Source organism: Pseudomonas fragi (assembly GCF_002269505.1).
GTDB classification, from domain to species: Bacteria; Pseudomonadota; Gammaproteobacteria; order Pseudomonadales; family Pseudomonadaceae; genus Aquipseudomonas; species Aquipseudomonas fragi_D.
Map to the genome: position 1 here is coordinate 1 of NZ_NQKQ01000017.1, position 17,389 is coordinate 17,389.

Sequence of the window (17,389 nt, forward strand, 5' to 3'; positions counted from 1 at the left end):
TCGCTGGTTGCTCATGGCACCTCCTAATGGGCCTCATTTTAAGGCTTGGAGGTGTCTACGAAACTAGGGGCGATTCACTGTTTCGGTTCGATGGTGCTGGCGCAAAGCATGCTCGACCAACTGGGCGTTGCCCTGAACTCCGGGCGCGCCATCATGATTTACGGGCCTGCGGGTACCGGCAAGACCTATGTCAGCAGCCGGTTGATCCGCTTGTTTGCCGAAGCGATCTGGGTGCCCCATGCCATCGCCATCAATGAATCGGTGATCGAGATCTACGACCCTCAGGTACACAAACGCCTGGGCGATGACGAACATCAAAACGGCTTGATGCTCAATGAGGGCATAGACCGTCGCCTGCTGTGCTGCGAACGGCCGATCGTGATCACCGGCGGTGAGTTGACGATGGAACAGCTGGATGTGCGGTATGACCCTTATGCCCGTCAGTACCAGGCACCGTTGCAACTCAAGGCCAGTAACGGCCTGCTGATCATCGATGATCTGGGTCGTCAGCGCATGACCCCGGGCGAATTGTTGAACCGCTGGATTGTGCCCATGGAAGAGCGCCGCGACTTCCTCAACCTGGGGGGCGGACGCCACTGCGAGCTGCCGTTTGACCTGATTCTGGTGTTCTCCACCAACCTCAATCCGCTGGAGCTGGCTGACGAAGCATTTTTGCGGCGCATTGGCTACAAGCTGCAATTTGGCTACCTCAAGCCTGGCGAATACGAACGCATCTGGATTCAAGAGACGCAGCGCCTGGGCATTCCCTATGACCCGCTGTTGCTCAGCTTTGTGCTTCACGATCTCTATGGCGCCGAAAACATGCCCCTGGTGCCATGTCATCCCCGGGATCTGTTGAATATGGCGTGCGATCGCCAGCGTTATCTGGAGGGGGCGGGGCCACTGACTACTCAGGAGCTTGAGTGGGCGTGGCGCAACTATTTCGTCCAACTCGATTTTCTTGGCTAAGGAGTTACCGTCATGAATACGCGCACGCTGACTTTGATTGTCCTGTCCGTGATCCTCGGGCTGGGCGCTACCTGGATGGCCAACAACTGGCTCTCGGCACGGCTTAACACCAGCCCCGACGACAACCAGCAAAACGTGGTGATTGCCACGGTGGAAATCGCTTTCGGGCAGATGATCGAGCCCCAGCAAGTGACGGTGGTGCGCATGCCCAAGGATGCAGCCCCCGAAGACGCCTTCGACGCCACTGAAAAAGTGGTCGGTAAAATCGCCACCTTCTCCCTGCTGCGCGGCGACATTCTGCGTGGGGCACGCTTGGCCGAGCATATGGGCGGCAGCACCCTGGCCTCGCTGATCGAGCCCAGCAAACGGGCCATTTCGGTGCGGGTGGATGACGTGGTTGGCGTCGGCGGTTTCCTGCTGCCGGGTAATCGGGTCGACGTGCTGGCAACCCGGCAGGTCGGCACTGAAGGCAACGCCGAGTCCAAGACCATTCTCCAGGACCTGCGGGTATTGGCCGTTGACCAGACCGCCAGCACTGACAAGACCCAACCGGTGGTGGTGCGTGCGGTCACTCTGGAAATGACTCCCGCCCAGGCCGAAGTGCTGGTCAAGGGCATGAGCGCTGGCAAGGTGCAACTGGCCTTGCGCAACCCGCTGGATAACAACAAGACACCCATTGCGGCTGAACCCGTTGCCATGGCGGAGCCAGTACTGCCGGCCGTGATGGCCAAGCCGGTTGCTCGCCGTCGTGCACCGGCCAATGACGGTAGCGTGATCGTGATTCGCGGTGTCGCGGCCACGGTAGAAAAAGCGATGTAGAGGGCCGGGCAGCGGCAGCGCAAGACTATCAAGGTGAAGCATCATGAACGCGCGTATCCAACAGCCCCGCAGCGCATTTCCCCGGCAACAGCGCGGCGCCATGCTTGTCCTGGTGGTGATTGCCATGGCCTCGCTCTTGTTGATGGGCGCCCTGGCTCTGGACGGCAGCCATATGCTGCTGAACAAAACTCGCCTGCAAAACGCAGTGGATGCGGCGGCGTTGAGCGGGGCCAAGACGCTGAGCATGGTGGTTGGCGCGACCGGCTCGGCCAGCCTGACGCAAACAGCGGCCCTCAATACCCTGAGCCTCAACGCCAGTGCGACGGGCAACGAGGAACTGGGCAGGGCCGTCACGGCCAACCCGTCAGGCTTTGCCAAGGTGGAACTGGCGACCAGTGTCTACGGGCCGTTTTCATTCCCGGGGCCGACCAATGCGACCTTTGTCCGGGTGACGGTGAACAACTATCCCCTGAGCAGTTTTTTCTGGGGCGTATTTCAGGCGCTGGACAACGGCAACGCCACCGGCAAGGCCGTCGCGGCGGTGGCCACTGCCGGGCCCAGCCCGAGCAGCGGTCCCTGTGATCTGACCCCGTTGCTGGTGTGCGGCGACCCTACACAAAACAACCCGGCAGCGGGGATGTTCTGGGGTTTCAAGTTCGGTGACCTGCAAGTGCTGAAAACTGCTGCGGGTAATAACTCTGCCATTGGCCCGGGGAATTTTCAGCTGCTGGACTTTGGCTCGGGCGGCAAGACGGTCAGGGAAGCACTGGCGGGAGGTATCAATCAGTGCAATATCGTCGGTGCAACCGCCCAGACCAAACCGGGCAACACCGTGGGCCCGGCCTCCCAGGGCCTCAATACGCGCTTTAACGAATACAAGGGTGGCCTCAGCGCTTCTGACTATCCGCCGGATCTGGTGATTACGGTCAATCCCAAGTCGTTTACCTACGCCGGTTCACCTGCGCCGATTCTGTATGACGGCAAGACGGTCACTTCCAGCAGCGGCAACCTGTCCACCAGCAGCGGTGCCCTGTATGACTACAACGACTGGAAGCAGGACGAGGCTGCTTGTGTGGGAGGCGGCGCCGGTTGCCAGGGCAATGGTGTATTTGAACGGCGGATTCTGAAAATCGTGATCGGCGATTGCTCAGGCAAAAACGATGGAGCCTCGGCGATTCCGGTGCTGGGCTTTGGTTGCTATTACGTGATGCAGCCAGCCGCTCAGCAGGGTAATGAAGCGCAGATTTTCGGCCAGTTCGTCAGCGTGTGTGAAGGCGACAACGTGCCGGGCCCCAACCCGTCGGCCAACGCCGGGCCACAGGTGATCCAGCTGTACAAAACCTATATCGACAACAACCAGACGCCGAGCACCGACTCCTAGGAGGCTCCATGAGACGCTGTGGATTCAGGTCGTCCCGCGCCCAGCGGGGCCTGGCGATGGTCGAGCTGGCGCTGACCCTGCCGCTGCTGGTGTTGCTGATGCTGGCCTTCGCCGAGTTCGGCCGCATGCTGTTCCAGTACAACAGCTTGCAGCAGGCCAGCCGTGATGCAGGGCGTTATGTGGCCAGCCAGGCGTGGAACACAACCCTGGGTACGCTGGATCTGAACGCGGCGCTGGTCACCAAGACCAAAAACGTTGCCGTTTACGGCCTGCCGGCCAACCCCAATGGATACCCGGCGGCGGCACCGGGCCTGACCACCGGTAATGTCACGGTCAGTGCGGTGGGCACCAACCATGTACGGGTCAGCATTGCCTACACCTTTGTCCCGGCGCTGGGCAGCGCCATTCCTGCGCTGTATGGCAGCAGCGTGCCACTGGGCCTGTTGCTGACTTCAACGGTCGTAATGAGGGCCTTGTGATGAACCGCAAACGCATGGGCGGCGTGTATATCGTCGAGTTCGCCATCACCGCTCTGGTGCTGTTCACCCTGCTGTTTGGTGCACTGGAAATGGGCCGGCTGTACTTCACCGTTAACGTGCTGAGCGAGTCGGTGCGTCGCGGCGCGCGGCTGGCAGCGGTGTGCAATATCCAGGACCCGATCATCCTGCGTCGTGCCATGTTCAATACAGCGGGCAATGCCGGGCCAAGCAGCCTGATAGCCAGCCTGACCAGTGCCAATCTGAACCTTATCTATCTGGACGCCAACGGTGCAGTGGTTGCCAGTCCCAATGATCTGGTGGGGGCCAGCGGTTTTGCCGCCATTCGCTATGTGCAACTGCAGCTCACCAACTTCAGTTTCAATCTGTTGATCCCCGGTTTCAGGGGGGTCTTCATTCTGCCCACGTTCAGGTCGACCGTGCCTCGTGAGAGTCTTGGTCGCCAGCCTGATCCGGCGGTTACACCGGGGATTACGCCATGTTGAGTGTCCGAGAGGTGACGGCGGCTGTGTCATCAGACCGTCAGGGAATGCGCCTGTTGATCAGCGGCCGTGATGCCGTGGCCTTGAACCATCTCAAGGCTTTGAGCCAGGGCATTCCCCATCTGCAGGTGAGCACGCGGCTGGTGAGCAATGGCCACACCGACCCGCTCTATGGCCTGGAGCAGATGCCTGATTTTCTGCTGCTGCGCGTCAGCCATTTATGGCGCGAGGAGCTGGCGGCGCTGTTGCAGCACCCGCTTAAAGAACGTCCACCACTCTTGGTGTGCGGGCCGCTGGATGAGCTCGAAGGCATGCGCCTGGCGATGCAGGCCGGGGCCCGTGACTTCTTGCCGGAGCCGGTGTCGGCCAACGACTTGCAGTCGGCGCTGGACCGCGTGCAAATGGAGCTGCACAGCGAGCAGGGGAGCAAGGGCAAGCTGGTGTCGGTGATGAATGCCAAGGGCGGTTCGGGGGCCTCGATGCTGGCCTGCAATCTGGCCCATCAATTGAGTGTGCAGGGCGGCAGAACCCTGCTGCTGGACCTGGACCTGCAATTCGGCAGCCTGGCTCACAGCCTGGATGTGCTGCCCACCCACAGCCATACCGATGTGCTGCAACAGATCGATACCCTGGACAGCGTGGCGTTGCGTGGTTTTTGCAGTCATTTCAGCCCCAGTTTGCATGTGCTGGGCGGACGGAACGATGAACTGTGCCTGTCCCAGGACATCCGCCTGGAGCAGCTGGATAGTTTGCTGAAACTGGCGCGCAGCACCTATGACTGGGTCGTGGTGGATTTACCGCGGCATATCGATCACCTCACCGGCATCACCTTGGAACAGTCGGACCGGGTCTATATCGTGCTGCAACAAAGCTTGAGCCATCTGCAGGACGCCAACCGCCTGGTGCGCATTCTGCGCGACGACCTGGGCGTGCAGGGCAATCGTCTGCATGTGGTACTCAACCGTTTTGACAAGGCGTCGCCCTTCAAACCCAAGGACATCAGCGAAGCCTTGCGCTGCGCGGATCTGCAAAAACTGCCCAATGACTATGCGGTGGTCAGTGAAAGCCAGAACACCGGGGTACCCCTGGAGCTGCATGCTCCCCGTGCCAGCATCACCTTGAGCCTGCGTGAACTGAGTCAGAGCCTGATTGGCATCGAGGCCGCTGAAGCGGGTTTGCTCAAACGTACATTCAACCGTCTGTTTGGAGGATAAGCCATGCTCAGCGACTTTCGTAATCGTCTGCGTCAGCAAGCCGGCAAGCTGGCCTCGGCAGAAGTGATGGCACCGCCCGTCGAGGGCGCCGATTGCACCAGTGTATTGATGGCCTGGGAAGCCGTAGTGCCGGATGTGGTGTATGAAACCCGCACCAAGCTCAGCTCCATGGAGGCCGAGTGGCGGGAGAAGATTTACCAGCAATTGCTCAAGGTCATGGACCTGTCCTTGCTCGACACCCTGGAGCTGGCCGACGCCGGGCGCCAGATTCGTGAGATCAGTTTGCGCCTGCTGGACGAGTACTCAGCGCCGGTCAGTACCAGCAGCCGTCAACTGATCATCAAGCAAATCACCGACGAGGTGCTGGGCCTCGGGCCGCTGGAGCCACTATTGGGTGACAGCAGCGTATCGGACATTCTGGTCAATGGTTTTGACTCGGTGTACGTCGAGCGCTTTGGCAAACTGCAGAGAACCGATGTGCGTTTTCGCGACGATCATCATCTGCTCAATATCATCGACCGCATCGTCTCCAGCCTCGGGCGGCGCATCGATGAGTCCTCGCCCCTGGTGGATGCACGGCTCAAGGACGGCTCGCGGGTCAACGCGATCATCCCGCCGCTGGCCATCGACGGGCCGAGCATGTCGATCCGCCGCTTCGCCGTGGACCTGCTCAATACCCAGAGCCTGGTGCAGATGGGCACCCTGACTCCGGCTATTGCCCTGATGCTAAAGGCCATCGTGCGCGGGCGGCTCAATGTGCTGATCTCCGGCGGCACCGGCAGCGGCAAGACCACCATGCTCAATGTGCTGTCCAGCTTTATCCCGCACAACGAGCGCATCGTCACCATTGAAGACTCCGCCGAACTGCAATTGCAGCAGCCCCATGTGGTGCGCCTGGAAACCCGCCCCGCGAATATTGAAGGGCGTGGCGAGGTGGGTCAGCGTGAACTGGTGCGCAACAGCCTGCGTATGCGCCCGGACCGGATCGTGATCGGTGAGGTGCGTGGCGCCGAGGCGCTGGATATGTTGACGGCCATGAATACCGGCCACGACGGGTCGCTGACGACCATCCACGCCAACACGGCTCGCGACGCGCTGGGGCGGATCGAAAACATGGTGTCGATGAGTGGCGCCACCTTTCCGATCAAGGCCATGCGTCAGCAAATTGCCTCGGCCATCGGCGTGGTGATCCAGCTGGAGCGCCAGGAGGATGGCACCCGGCGCCTGGTCAGCGTGCAGGAAATCAATGGCATGGAAGGCGACATCATTACCATGACCGAGATCTTCGCCTTTGTACGCAGCGGCATGGGCGAGAAAGGGGAAGTGCTGGGCGAGTTCCGCTCAACCGGCATGGTGCCGGCATTTCGTGATGTGCTGGCCAAACGGGGTATTGAGCTGCCGCTCAGCCTGTTCCGGCCGGAATGGATGGAGGGGCAGTCATGAATCAGGTTCCTGGCGAATTTATCCTGGCGTTCCTGGGCATGGTGTTCACGGCCATGTTCCTGCTCAGTCAGGGTTTGACGATTCCGGTGTTCGGTGAGGCCAATCAGGTGCGCAAGCGCATTCGCGGGCGCCTGAACCTGCTGGAGCGGGCGAGTAACCTGCCCAATATGCAGTCGATCCTGCGCCAGAAATACCTGCGGCGTCTGCCACCCCTTGAGGCCCGCCTCGAGCAGTTGCCGATGATGGAAACCCTGGCGCAGATGATCGAGCAGGCCGGCCATGAATACAGGGCCTACCGCGTTCTACTGCTGGGGCTGGTGCTGGCTACGGCGGTGGGGCTGGTGTTGTGGTCGTTCTTGCAACTGTGGTGGGTGGCATTGCCAGCGGCGTTTGTCTGCTTCTGGCTACCCATATGGAAGATTTCCCACGATCGCATCAAGCGTTTCGCCCAGTTCGAAGAGGGCTTGCCCGATGCGCTGGATGCCATGTGCCGCGCTTTGCGCGCCGGGCATCCTTTTAACGAAACCCTGCAACTGGTTGCCGAAGAACATCACGGGCCGGTGGCTTACGAGTTCGGTCTGGCCTTTGCCGATATCAACTATGGCAATGATGTGCGCCGGGCCATGCTCGGCCTGCTGGAGCGCGTGCCCAGCATGACGGTGATGATGCTGGTGACCACGGTGCTGATCCATCGTGAAACCGGCGGTAACCTGACCGAGGTGCTGACCCGCCTCAGCAGCCTGATTCGCGGACGCTTCCGCTTCCATCGCAAGGTCAAGACGCTCTCGGCCGAAGGGCGTATGTCCGGCTGGATTCTGGTGTCGATGCCCTTTGTGCTGGCGTTGGCCATCCTGATTTCCAGCCCGACTTACATGCCCCTGCTGTTCAAGGAGCCCATGGGTCAGAAGCTGATCATGGGGGCTTTTGTGGCCATGATCATCGGGATTTTCTGGATTCGCAAAATCATCCGGATTCAGGTTTGAACACGGCTCGCCCTGGAGGGTGACATGAACTATTTACTGGAACTGATCAACCGCATGGTGGGTGACGAGCAACTGACCCGAATGCTGTTTTCCGGGCTTATCGGCCTGAGCGTGGTGCTGGTGGTGGCGACGCTAGCGATGCTGGTCAAGGGGCTGCAAAGCCCGGTGCAGCGGCGTTTGATGCTGATCAAGCGCGGTCACGGTGCAGGCCACCGGGCGCCGCCGAGCAACCTGCAAATGATGCTTGAACAGGTCGGGCAGCGTTTCAGCTCCGGTGAGACCCGGGGGGCATCGGCCACCCGGATCCTGCTGATTCATGCCGGTTATCGCTCGCCGTCTGCGGTGCAGGTGTACTGGGCAATTCGTCTACTGCTGCCCCTGGTGCTGCTGGGCATTACGGTTATGGCATTACCGTTTATTCCCAACATGTCACTGCTGCTGGGGTGCGGGATACTGGCCGTGGCGCTCGGTGTAGGCTGGCTGGTGCCGGCGATCTATGTCAGTTCGCGCAAGGAGTCGCGCATGTCACAGCTGCTGATTGCCTTCCCGGATGCCCTGGACTTGATGGTGGTGTGTGTGGAATCAGGCCTGGCTTTGCCCCAGGCGATTGAACGGGTGGCGGAGGAAATGGCTGTCAGCCAGCCTGACCTGGCCATGGAGCTGGCCCTGGTCAACGCCGAGGTGCGGGCCGGTGTGCCCAGTACCGAAGCGCTCAAGCACCTGGCTGAGCGTACCGGGCTGGAAGATATCCGCGGGCTGGTCAGCTTGTTGGCACAAAGCATTCGCTTTGGTACCAGTGTGGGTACCACCCTGCGGATTTATGCTGAAGAGTTTCGCGATCGACGTACCCAGCTGGCTGAAGAAAAGGCCGCCAAAGTCGGTACCAAGCTGGTGTTTCCGCTGATCTTCTGCCTGTGGCCGAGTTTTTTTCTGGTGGCCATCGGGCCTGCGATCATCAGTGTGTTCAAGGTGTTTGGCAAGATTTGAGCTCACAGGACGAATGTGCATTGGCGTGGTCTATGCTCTTGTTCCCACCGGTTTGCCGGTGTTCGCACAAACAGGAGGTTGACCATGAGCAAGAAGATTTTGGTGGTACTGACCAGCGTCGAGAAATACCCGAACCTTGATCGCGCGACGGGCTTATGGCTGGGCGAGGCGGTGCATTTTGTGCACAAGGTCGAGGCCGCAGGCTATGCCGTCGACTATGTCAGCCCGCAAGGTGGGTACACGCCGATCGACCCCCACAGCCTGGCAGCCGAGATGGCCTCGCCGATCGACTGGCAGTGGTACCACAACAAGGCGTTCATGAACCGGCTCGGGGCGACGCTGACGCCGGATCAGGTCAACCCGGATGACTACATTGCCATTTATTACGCGGGCGGCCATGGCGTGATCTGGGATTTCCCTGACAACGAGAAACTGCAAGCCCTCAGCCGTCATATCTATGAGCACGGCGGGGTGGTTTCGTCGGTGTGTCATGGCGCTGTGGGTTTACTGAACATCAAACTGAGCAATGGTGAACTGCTGGTCAAGGGCAAGAAAGTCACTGGTTTTTCCAATGAAGAGGAAGACTTGGCCGGGCTAAGCCAGCATGTGCCGTACCTGACCGAAATCGAGCTGGTGAAGCGTGGTGCCTTGTATCAAAAAGCCGGTACCCCATGGGCACCGTTCGCCATCGCTGATGGGCGCCTGATTACCGGGCAAAACCCGGCATCGGGCGGGCCGGTAGCGGAGCTGGTGCTGGCGGCCATTGAGTAAAACACCCTTTCTAAAGCCGATGCAGGCCTGTCAGCCTGCATCGGCCCGCGTAATACCTACATTAAACTTTTGAATCCCAAGGATATTCTGTAGCCTTGTCGCGCTTCAGTGCTTGTCCGTGCCTGATACATACATTCTCCCAGCGGGGCTTGACGGCCCGGAGCTGGTGGTACACTCGACTTTCGCGCAACAGCGCTTGCAGGTCTTGCGAACATGACGCAAATTTCTGAACGACTTCTGGTTCAAGCCCACCTTGATGCCAAGCAGCCCAAGCCGTTGACTGAGGCTCAAGCCCTCAGCCTGCGGGCGCAGATCGCGGCTGAACTGAAAGCCCGCGACGCGGTGCTGGTGGCGCACTTTTATTGTGATCCGGTGATTCAGGCCCTGGCCGAAGAAACCGGCGGCTGTGTCTCCGATTCCCTGGAGATGGCCCGCTTTGGCGCGGCTCACCCGGCCAAGACCATTCTGGTTGCCGGTGTGCGCTTTATGGGCGAAACCGCAAAAATCCTCACGCCTGAAAAACGCGTATTGATGCCGACGCTGGAGGCCACCTGTTCTCTTGATCTGGGCTGCCCGGTGGAGGAGTTCTCGGCGTTTTGCGACAAGCATCCCGAACGCACGGTGGTGGTGTATGCCAACACGTCGGCGGCGGTCAAGGCCCGGGCGGACTGGGTGGTGACGTCAAGCTGCGCGCTGGAGATCGTCGAAAGCCTGATGGATAACGGTGAAACCATTATCTGGGGGCCGGACAAGCATCTGGGTCGTTATATCCAGCGCCAGACCGGTGCCGACATGCTGCTGTGGGACGGTGCCTGCATCGTTCACGAAGAGTTCAAGTCCAAGCAGCTGGAAGACATGAAGGCGCTGTACCCGGATGCTGCGATCCTGGTGCACCCGGAGTCGCCGGAGTCGGTGATCGATCTGGCGGATGCGGTAGGCTCTACCAGCCAGTTGATTGCTGCGGCGCAGAACCTGCCCAACAAGACCTTTATTGTGGCGACGGATCGCGGCATTTTCTACAAAATGCAGCAGCTGTGCCCGGACAAGGTGTTTATCGAGGCCCCGACTGCGGGTAACGGTGCGGCGTGCCGCAGTTGCGCGCATTGTCCGTGGATGGCCATGAATACCCTGGAGCGCACGCTGGAGTGTTTGCAGCAGGGTACGAACGAGATTTTCGTTGACCCTGCACTGGTGCCCCATGCCATTCGCCCGCTCAAGCGCATGCTCGATTTCACCCAGGCGGCGCGGTTGAAGCTGGCGGGGAATGCCTGATTAGCTAGCCCGCTCCCCCAGGAACTGAGCCAGTCAGGCTCAGTTCATCATTTCCTTGAGCGCCCGTTCCTGATCCATCAGCTCCCGCTTGCGCGCGTCCAGGCGTGCCGACAGCTGGAAGTTATTGGTCAGCTTCTGGGCAAAGTCCAGTTGCTGGATAGCCTGACGATAATCCCCCACCAACGCAAAGTACTCCGCACGGGCCTGGTGCAGGCCGATGATATTGCCTGACAGACCCCGGGTTTCGGCAACCGAATACCAGACATCCGGGTCATCAGGGCGGCTTTTGAGCAGCGCCTCAAGGGCTTTGTCGGCTTCCTTGGGGTTGTTTTGCTTGAGCAGCAAATCAACCCGGGCCTGGTTGAGCGGATAATTGCCCGGGTACAGGGTGCGCATCCGGTCGATACGTTGCTGGGCGTCAGCCAGGCGGTTGCTGTCCATGTCCAGCTCGATTTGCGCCAGGTTATAGGTGATGTCGTTGGGCGATTTATCCAGCAGCGGCTTGAGGGTCTCGCGGGCTTCATTGAACTGGCTGCCTTTGATGTAGGCAATCGCCAGGCCATAACGGGCTACGTCGTTTTTCGGGTTTTCATCCAGTTGCTGACGAAAACGTTTGGCGGCCAGCCCGGGGGTTTCTTCGTAGTTGAGCTGCACCCGGGCGCGGATCAACTGATAGCGCAGGCTGTCTTCAGTGCCGCCTGGCCGGGCCTGTTCGGCGCGGTTGCGGGTGTCGGCGATACGGGATTCGGTGACCGGGTGAGTCAGCAGGAATTCCGGCGGCCGGCCATCAAAGCGGTATTGGCGCATCAGACGTTCAAACATGGTGGGCATGGAGCGCGGGTCGTAACCGGCCTTTTCCAGATTGAGAATGCCGATTCGGTCAGCTTCCTGCTCGTTCTGACGCGAGAAGCGCCGTTGTTCCTGCAGGGCCGCAGCCTGGGTGCCGGCAATAGCAGCAATGCCGGCATCCCCTGCGCCAGAGGCCGCAACGATGATCCCGGCGAGCAACGCGGCCATCATTGGCAACTGCATACGTTGCTGGGCTTCCACGCCACGGGCAAAGTGGCGTTGGGACAAGTGGGCCAGTTCGTGGGCCATGACCGAGGCATATTCGCCTTCAGTCTGGGCGTTGAGGAACAGACCACCGTTAACCCCGATGATCCCGCCAGGTGCGGCGAAGGCGTTGAGCTGCGGGCTGTTGATCAGGATGAATTCGAGGCGGCGATCCTGCACCTGGCTGGTTTCGACCAGTTTGTAAACGCTGGTCTCGACATAGTCCTTGAGCTGCGGATCGTTGAGCTGTGACACCTGGCTACGCAACATGGCCAGCCAGGCGCGGCCCAGTTGGTACTCTTGTTGCGGCGAGACAATGGACGAACTGGCGTCACCCAGAGACGGTAAATCGTCGGCGAAACTCGGTGATGCGAGCAGGCAAGCGAGCGTCAACAGGGTAGGGCGCAGAAAAGTCATGCACAAAGCTCTGGTTGGTAAAGCGCTTACTGTAGCTGGACACTCGGCTGGCGACCAGTGGCGGGGTTGCTTGGGGTATTCTAGCCGGCATAAAAAATGCCCCCTGTGGAGACGTACGCAATGACTGATGTGCTGGCCCATGATGCCGAACTGGATGCTGCGGGCCTGAATTGCCCGTTACCGCTGCTCAAGGCCAAGATGGCGCTGAACAAGATGGGCAGTGGCCAGACCCTCAAGGTGATTGCCACGGACGCAGGCTCACAACGTGATTTTCGTACCTTCGCACGTCTGGCGGGCCATGAGCTGCTGCGTGAAGAAGAGGACGCTGGCACCTATCGCTACTGGTTACGCAAGGCCTGAGTCTTGCTAGACCTCGCTGTGGGAGCGAGCCTGCTCGCGAAGGTCGCGATAACTAATGCGATCTTTTCGCGAGCAGGCTCGCTCCCACAGACGTGCCGCTCTATTTTTAAGGAATATCGATGTTCAAGGTTTTACGTGGTTGGGTGCAGCGCTATTTCTCTGATGAAGAAGCGGTGGTGCTCGCGGTATTGCTGGTGCTGGCGTTTACTGCCGTTCTGACATTGGGCGGCATGTTGGCACCCGTGCTGGCGGGCATGGTGCTGGCGTATCTGATGCAGGGCCTGGTGGTGGCACTGGAGCGCATGCGGGTGCCGGCCGCTGCGGCGGTCGGGCTGGTGTTTGCGCTGTTTATGGGTTTGTTGCTGGTGTTTCTGGTAGTGGTGGTGCCTTTGCTCTGGCATCAGTTGATCACGCTGTTCAACGAGCTGCCGGGCATGCTTGCCAAGTGGCAATCGTTGTTGCTGTTGTTGCCTGAGCGCTACCCGCATCTGGTGTCGGATGAACAGGTGTTACAGGCCATCGAAGTCGCACGGGGTGAAATCGGCAAGTTCGGTCAACTGGCACTGACCTTTTCGCTGTCCAGTCTGCCGTTGCTGGTCAACATCATGATCTATCTGGTGCTGGTACCGATCCTGGTGTTTTTCTTTCTCAAGGACCGCGCGGTCATTGGCCGTTGGGTGCGCGGCTATCTGCCTCGCGAACGGGCATTGATTACCCGCGTGGCCGAAGAAATGAACCGCCAGATTGCCAATTACATTCGCGGCAAGGTGATCGAGATCATCATTTGTGGCGGCGTGACCTATATCGCCTTTGTCACCATGGGCCTCAACTATGCGGCCTTGCTGGCGCTGCTGGTGGGGGTTTCGGTGGTGGTGCCCTATGTCGGGGCAGTGGTAGTGACAGTACCGGTGCTGCTGATTGCACTGTTCCAGTGGGGCTGGAGCGATCAGTTTATCTATCTGATGGCGGTCTACGGGATCATCCAGACCCTGGACGGCAATGTGCTGGTACCGCTGCTGTTCTCCGAGGCGGTGAGCCTGCACCCGGTGGCGATCATCTGCGCGGTGCTGTTGTTTGGCGGGTTGTGGGGTTTCTGGGGGATATTCTTTGCCATCCCGCTGGCGACCTTGTTCAAGGCCGTGCTCGATGCCTGGCCGCGAGAGCAGCAAGTCGTGTCACCGCTGCTGTAGTTCACTGAACGCCAGACATGAAAAAGCCCCGGCTCTTGCGAACCGGGGCTTTTTCGTTACTGCATCAGCTTACGCTTGAATAACCGGGATATTGGCATTTGCAGCCGCTTCACGGAATTCGGCGATCTGATCAAAGCTCAGGTAGCGGTATACGTCCGCAGCCATGGTGTTGATCTCTGCCGCGTAGGCCATGTATTCCTCAACGGAAGGCAGACGACCCAGGATCGAGGCCACCGACGCCAACTCGGCCGAAGCCAGGTAAACGTTCGCGCCGTCACCCAGACGGTTCGGGAAGTTACGGGTCGAAGTCGACACAACAGTCGAGTTCGGCTCTACACGTGCCTGGTTACCCATGCACAGCGAGCAGCCCGGCATTTCCATGCGCGCGCCAGCTTTGCCGTAGATGCCGTAGTAGCCTTCTTCGGTCAGTTGGTGAGCGTCCATCTTGGTCGGCGGCGACAGCCACAGACGAGTTGGCAGCTGGCCTTTGACCTTGTCCAGCAACTTGCCCGCAGCGCGGAAGTGGCCGATGTTGGTCATGCACGAACCGATAAACACTTCGTCAATTTTCTCGCCAGCAACGCTGGACAGCAGACGGGCGTCATCCGGGTCGTTTGGCGCGCAGAGCACAGGCTCTTTGATGTCAGCCAGATCGATTTCGATGATGTGCGCGTATTCGGCGTCAGCATCGGCAACCATCAGCTCAGGATTGGCCACCCAGGCTTCCATCGCTTGAGCGCGACGCTCAAGGGTGCGCGCATCGCCGTAACCTTCACCGATCATCCAGCGCAGCAGGGTGATGTTGGAGTTCAGGTATTCGGTGATCGATTCTTTGGACAGCTTGATGGTGCAACCGGCTGCCGAACGTTCTGCCGAAGCGTCGGACAGTTCGAAGGCTTGCTCGATGCTCAGGTTGTCCAGACCTTCGATTTCCAGGATGCGACCCGAGAATTCGTTGATCTTGCCTTTTTTCTCTACCGTCAACAGACCCTGCTGGATTGCGACGTAAGGAATGGCGTGAACCAGGTCACGCAAGGTGATGCCCGGCTGCATTTCGCCTTTGAAGCGAACCAGAACCGATTCCGGCATGTCCAGTGGCATTACGCCAGTGGCTGCGGCGAACGCCACCAGGCCCGAACCGGCCGGGAACGAAATGCCCATCGGGAAACGGGTGTGCGAGTCACCACCGGTACCGACGGTGTCCGGCAGCAGCATGCGGTTCAGCCAGCTGTGGATGATGCCGTCGCCCGGACGCAGGGACACGCCGCCACGGGTCATGATGAAGTCAGGCAGGGTGTGGTGGGTGGTCACGTCGATCGGCTTTGGATAGGCCGCGGTGTGGCAGAACGACTGCATCACCAGATCAGCGGAGAAGCCCAGGCACGCCAGGTCTTTCAGTTCGTCACGGGTCATGGGACCGGTGGTGTCCTGAGAACCTACAGTGGTCATCTTCGGTTCGCAGTAAGTGCCCGGACGAACGCCGGTCACGCCGCACGCCTTGCCAACCATTTTCTGCGCCAGGGTGAAACCCTTGGTGCTTTCAATCGGTGCTTCAGGCTTCTTGAACAGATCGGTAGGGCCCAGACCCAGCTCAGCGCGAGCCTTCTCGGTCAGGCCACGGCCGATGATCAGCGGGATACGGCCGCCAGCGCGAACTTCGTCCAACAGAACCGGAGTTTTCAGTTCGAAGGTGGTGATGACTTCGTCAGTACCGTGCTTGCAGACTTTGCCTGCGTGCGGGTACAGGTCGATCACGTCGCCCATGTTGATGTTGGAAACATCGAATTCGATTGGCAGTGCGCCAGCATCTTCCATGGTGTTGTAGAAGATCGGAGCGATTTTGCTGCCGAAGCAGAAACCGCCGGCACGCTTGTTCGGTACATAAGGGACGTCGTCGCCGAAGAACCACAGTACGGAGTTGGTTGCCGATTTACGCGACGAACCGGTACCGACTACGTCACCGACGTAAGCGATAGGGAAGCCCTGGCCGCGCATTTCTTCGATTTGCTTCATCGGGCCGATGGAGCCTTGAACGTCCGGCACGATACCGTCACGGGCCATTTTCAGCATGGCCAGGGCGTGCAGCGGGATGTCAGGGCGCGACCAGGCGTCCGGTGCCGGCGACAGGTCGTCGGTGTTGGTTTCGCCGGTTACCTTGAACACGCGCAGGCTGATTTTGTCAGCCAGGGTAGGGCGGTTCTGGAACCACTCGCCATCAGCCCAGGATTGCACCACGGCTTTGGCGTGGGCATTGCCATTCTTGGCTTTTTCAGCGACGTCGTGGAAGGCGTCAAACATCAGCAGGGTGTGCTTGAGCTGCTCGGCGGCAACCGGTGCCAGCTCCGCGTCGTCCAGCAGGTCAACCAGCGTCACGATGTTGTAGCCGCCTTGCATGGTGCCAAGCAGTTCAACCGCGCGCTTTTTGCTGATCAGCGGGGAGGAGGCTTCGCCTTTGGCGATCGCGGCCAGGAAGCCGGCTTTCACGTAGGCAGCTTCGTCCACACCCGGCGGAATGCGGTTGGTGATCAGGTCAACGAGGAATTCTTCTTCGCCGGCAGGCGGGTTTTTCAGCAGCTCAACCAGGCCTGCAGTTTGTTCGGCGTTAAGCGGCTGGGGAACGATACCCAGTGCTGCGCGCTCTTCGATATGTTTGCGGTAGGCTTCAAGCACAGTTATTACCCTCATCATTGGTCCCAAATGGGTGTCCGGGACGCTCATCCAGGAATGCCGAGCACTCATGCGCTGCGCGGCTTTATGAGCCGCTTGGCCAGAGTTTCAAGGATTCCCAACAGAAGCTGTTTTCAAAGTTTTACGCCTTCCGAACGGGGGAGATGATGAATGTTGGTGCGGGTATCTGCAGTGCAAACACCCCTCACCAACACCGTTCTTCGGGATCAACTGTGCTCGTGACGCTTTGAAAACAGCTTCTAACGGACATTGGCGCCTTAAAAGGCAGGCCGATTCTACGGTAAAAACTTGTTAAAGGTAAGTTAGGCCCTGAAGGTTGAGGGGTGATCTGCGTTAGACAAAGGGCTAACATGGCCACCTGTTTCGTTCTGCAGTGCTCTATTTCGCCATGTCCAATCAAACCATCAAGACCCCCTGCATAGGCCTTTGCTCAACGGTTTACGGTGACCTTGTGTGCCGTGGTTGCAAGCGTTTCCACCATGAAGTGATCAACTGGAACGGTTACAACGAGGAAGAAAAGCGTGCCGTGTGGCGTCGGCTGGAGCAGCTTTTGGTGCAGGTGATGGCCGGCAAGGTCGAAGTGTTCGACCGGGCCACGCTGCGTGACCAGCTGGTGGCGCGCAAAATCCGCTTTGTGCCTGCCCAGTCCGAGTATTGCTGGGCCTACCAGCTGATTGCCCGCGGGGCGCGGGTGATCAATCAGCTGGAGCTGTACGGCATGGTGCTGTTGCCGGAGTTTCGCGGCTGGCCGCTGACCGATCTTCGCGATGCCATTGATCGGGAATTTTTCCTCCTGTCCGAAGCGCATTATCAGCGCTATATCGCTCCGGGCTTTCTGAAGGACGCGTTTGGCGAGTAAGCGC

The 17,389-nt window shown here is 59.6% G+C and carries 15 protein-coding genes and 1 pseudogene; 14 read left to right on the forward strand and 2 right to left on the reverse strand.

Annotated elements, in window-relative coordinates:
* Nucleotides 1-90 precede the first annotated feature (90 nt).
* The 11 genes and pseudogenes from CJU81_RS15355 to nadA form a co-directional block, all read left to right on the forward strand.
* Nucleotides 91-969 (forward strand): annotated as a pseudogene (locus tag CJU81_RS15355) (AAA family ATPase); the annotation flags it as partial.
* A 12-nt stretch (nucleotides 970-981) separates the two neighbouring features.
* Nucleotides 982-1,788, forward strand: coding sequence for a Flp pilus assembly protein CpaB (cpaB, locus tag CJU81_RS15360; protein WP_095037331.1), 807 nt, complete (start codon nucleotides 982-984; stop codon nucleotides 1,786-1,788).
* Between the two features lie 40 nt (nucleotides 1,789-1,828).
* On the forward strand, nucleotides 1,829-3,169 hold the full coding sequence (locus tag CJU81_RS15365; protein WP_254924884.1) for a TadE/TadG family type IV pilus assembly protein: 1,341 nt from the start codon (nucleotides 1,829-1,831) through the stop codon (nucleotides 3,167-3,169).
* A gap of 8 nt (nucleotides 3,170-3,177) precedes the next feature.
* Nucleotides 3,178-3,648 carry a TadE/TadG family type IV pilus assembly protein gene (locus CJU81_RS15370; protein WP_095037333.1) on the forward strand — a complete coding sequence of 157 codons (471 nt, stop codon included), beginning with the start codon at nucleotides 3,178-3,180 and terminating at the stop codon, nucleotides 3,646-3,648.
* A complete protein-coding gene (locus tag CJU81_RS15375; RefSeq protein ID WP_095029601.1) occupies nucleotides 3,648-4,151 on the forward strand; it encodes a TadE/TadG family type IV pilus assembly protein in 504 nt (167 codons plus the stop codon). The genes CJU81_RS15370 and CJU81_RS15375 overlap by 1 nt, the downstream gene beginning before the upstream one ends.
* Nucleotides 4,145-5,362, forward strand: coding sequence for an AAA family ATPase (locus CJU81_RS15380; RefSeq protein WP_095037334.1), 1,218 nt, complete (start codon nucleotides 4,145-4,147; stop codon nucleotides 5,360-5,362). Before CJU81_RS15375 ends, CJU81_RS15380 begins: the two co-directional genes overlap by 7 nt.
* Nucleotides 5,363-5,365: 3 nt before the next feature.
* Nucleotides 5,366-6,805 carry a CpaF family protein gene (locus CJU81_RS15385; RefSeq protein WP_095037335.1) on the forward strand — a complete coding sequence of 480 codons (1,440 nt, stop codon included), beginning with the start codon at nucleotides 5,366-5,368 and terminating at the stop codon, nucleotides 6,803-6,805.
* On the forward strand, nucleotides 6,802-7,788 hold the full coding sequence (locus CJU81_RS15390) for a type II secretion system F family protein (RefSeq protein ID WP_095029598.1): 987 nt from the start codon (nucleotides 6,802-6,804) through the stop codon (nucleotides 7,786-7,788). The genes CJU81_RS15385 and CJU81_RS15390 overlap by 4 nt, the downstream gene beginning before the upstream one ends.
* A 24-nt stretch (nucleotides 7,789-7,812) precedes the next feature.
* Nucleotides 7,813-8,775 carry a type II secretion system F family protein gene (locus CJU81_RS15395; RefSeq protein WP_095037336.1) on the forward strand — a complete coding sequence of 321 codons (963 nt, stop codon included), beginning with the start codon at nucleotides 7,813-7,815 and terminating at the stop codon, nucleotides 8,773-8,775.
* Between the two features lie 84 nt (nucleotides 8,776-8,859).
* Nucleotides 8,860-9,546: a type 1 glutamine amidotransferase domain-containing protein gene (locus tag CJU81_RS15400; protein WP_095037337.1), complete on the forward strand. Its 687-nt coding sequence runs from the start codon at nucleotides 8,860-8,862 to the stop codon at nucleotides 9,544-9,546.
* 213 nt (nucleotides 9,547-9,759) lie between these two features.
* A complete protein-coding gene (nadA, locus tag CJU81_RS15405) occupies nucleotides 9,760-10,818 on the forward strand; it encodes a quinolinate synthase NadA (RefSeq protein WP_016782293.1) in 1,059 nt (352 codons plus the stop codon).
* Between the two features lie 39 nt (nucleotides 10,819-10,857).
* Here the strand turns inward: nadA and CJU81_RS15410 are convergent, their stop codons facing one another.
* Entirely contained in the window at nucleotides 10,858-12,288 is a 1,431-nt protein-coding gene (locus CJU81_RS15410; protein ID WP_095037338.1) for a M48 family metalloprotease, read from the reverse strand.
* A 120-nt stretch (nucleotides 12,289-12,408) separates the two neighbouring features.
* Here CJU81_RS15410 and CJU81_RS15415 point away from each other — a divergent pair, with 120 nt between their 5' ends.
* Nucleotides 12,409-12,648 carry a sulfurtransferase TusA family protein gene (locus CJU81_RS15415; protein WP_016782295.1) on the forward strand — a complete coding sequence of 80 codons (240 nt, stop codon included), beginning with the start codon at nucleotides 12,409-12,411 and terminating at the stop codon, nucleotides 12,646-12,648.
* 119 nt (nucleotides 12,649-12,767) lie between these two features.
* Nucleotides 12,768-13,838 (forward strand): AI-2E family transporter, encoded by a 1,071-nt coding sequence (locus CJU81_RS15420; protein WP_029611582.1) that lies wholly within the window; start codon nucleotides 12,768-12,770, stop codon nucleotides 13,836-13,838.
* Between the two features lie 69 nt (nucleotides 13,839-13,907).
* Here the strand turns inward: CJU81_RS15420 and acnB are convergent, their stop codons facing one another.
* Complete coding sequence (gene acnB / locus CJU81_RS15425) at nucleotides 13,908-16,508, reverse strand: bifunctional aconitate hydratase 2/2-methylisocitrate dehydratase (RefSeq protein WP_095037339.1); 2,601 nt, start codon at nucleotides 16,506-16,508, stop codon at nucleotides 13,908-13,910.
* A 406-nt stretch (nucleotides 16,509-16,914) separates the two neighbouring features.
* On the opposite strand from acnB, the gene CJU81_RS15430 reads away from it, so the two are divergent.
* Nucleotides 16,915-17,385: a DUF1289 domain-containing protein gene (locus CJU81_RS15430; protein ID WP_095001720.1), complete on the forward strand. Its 471-nt coding sequence runs from the start codon at nucleotides 16,915-16,917 to the stop codon at nucleotides 17,383-17,385.
* The last annotated feature ends 4 nt before the right edge of the window (nucleotides 17,386-17,389 follow it).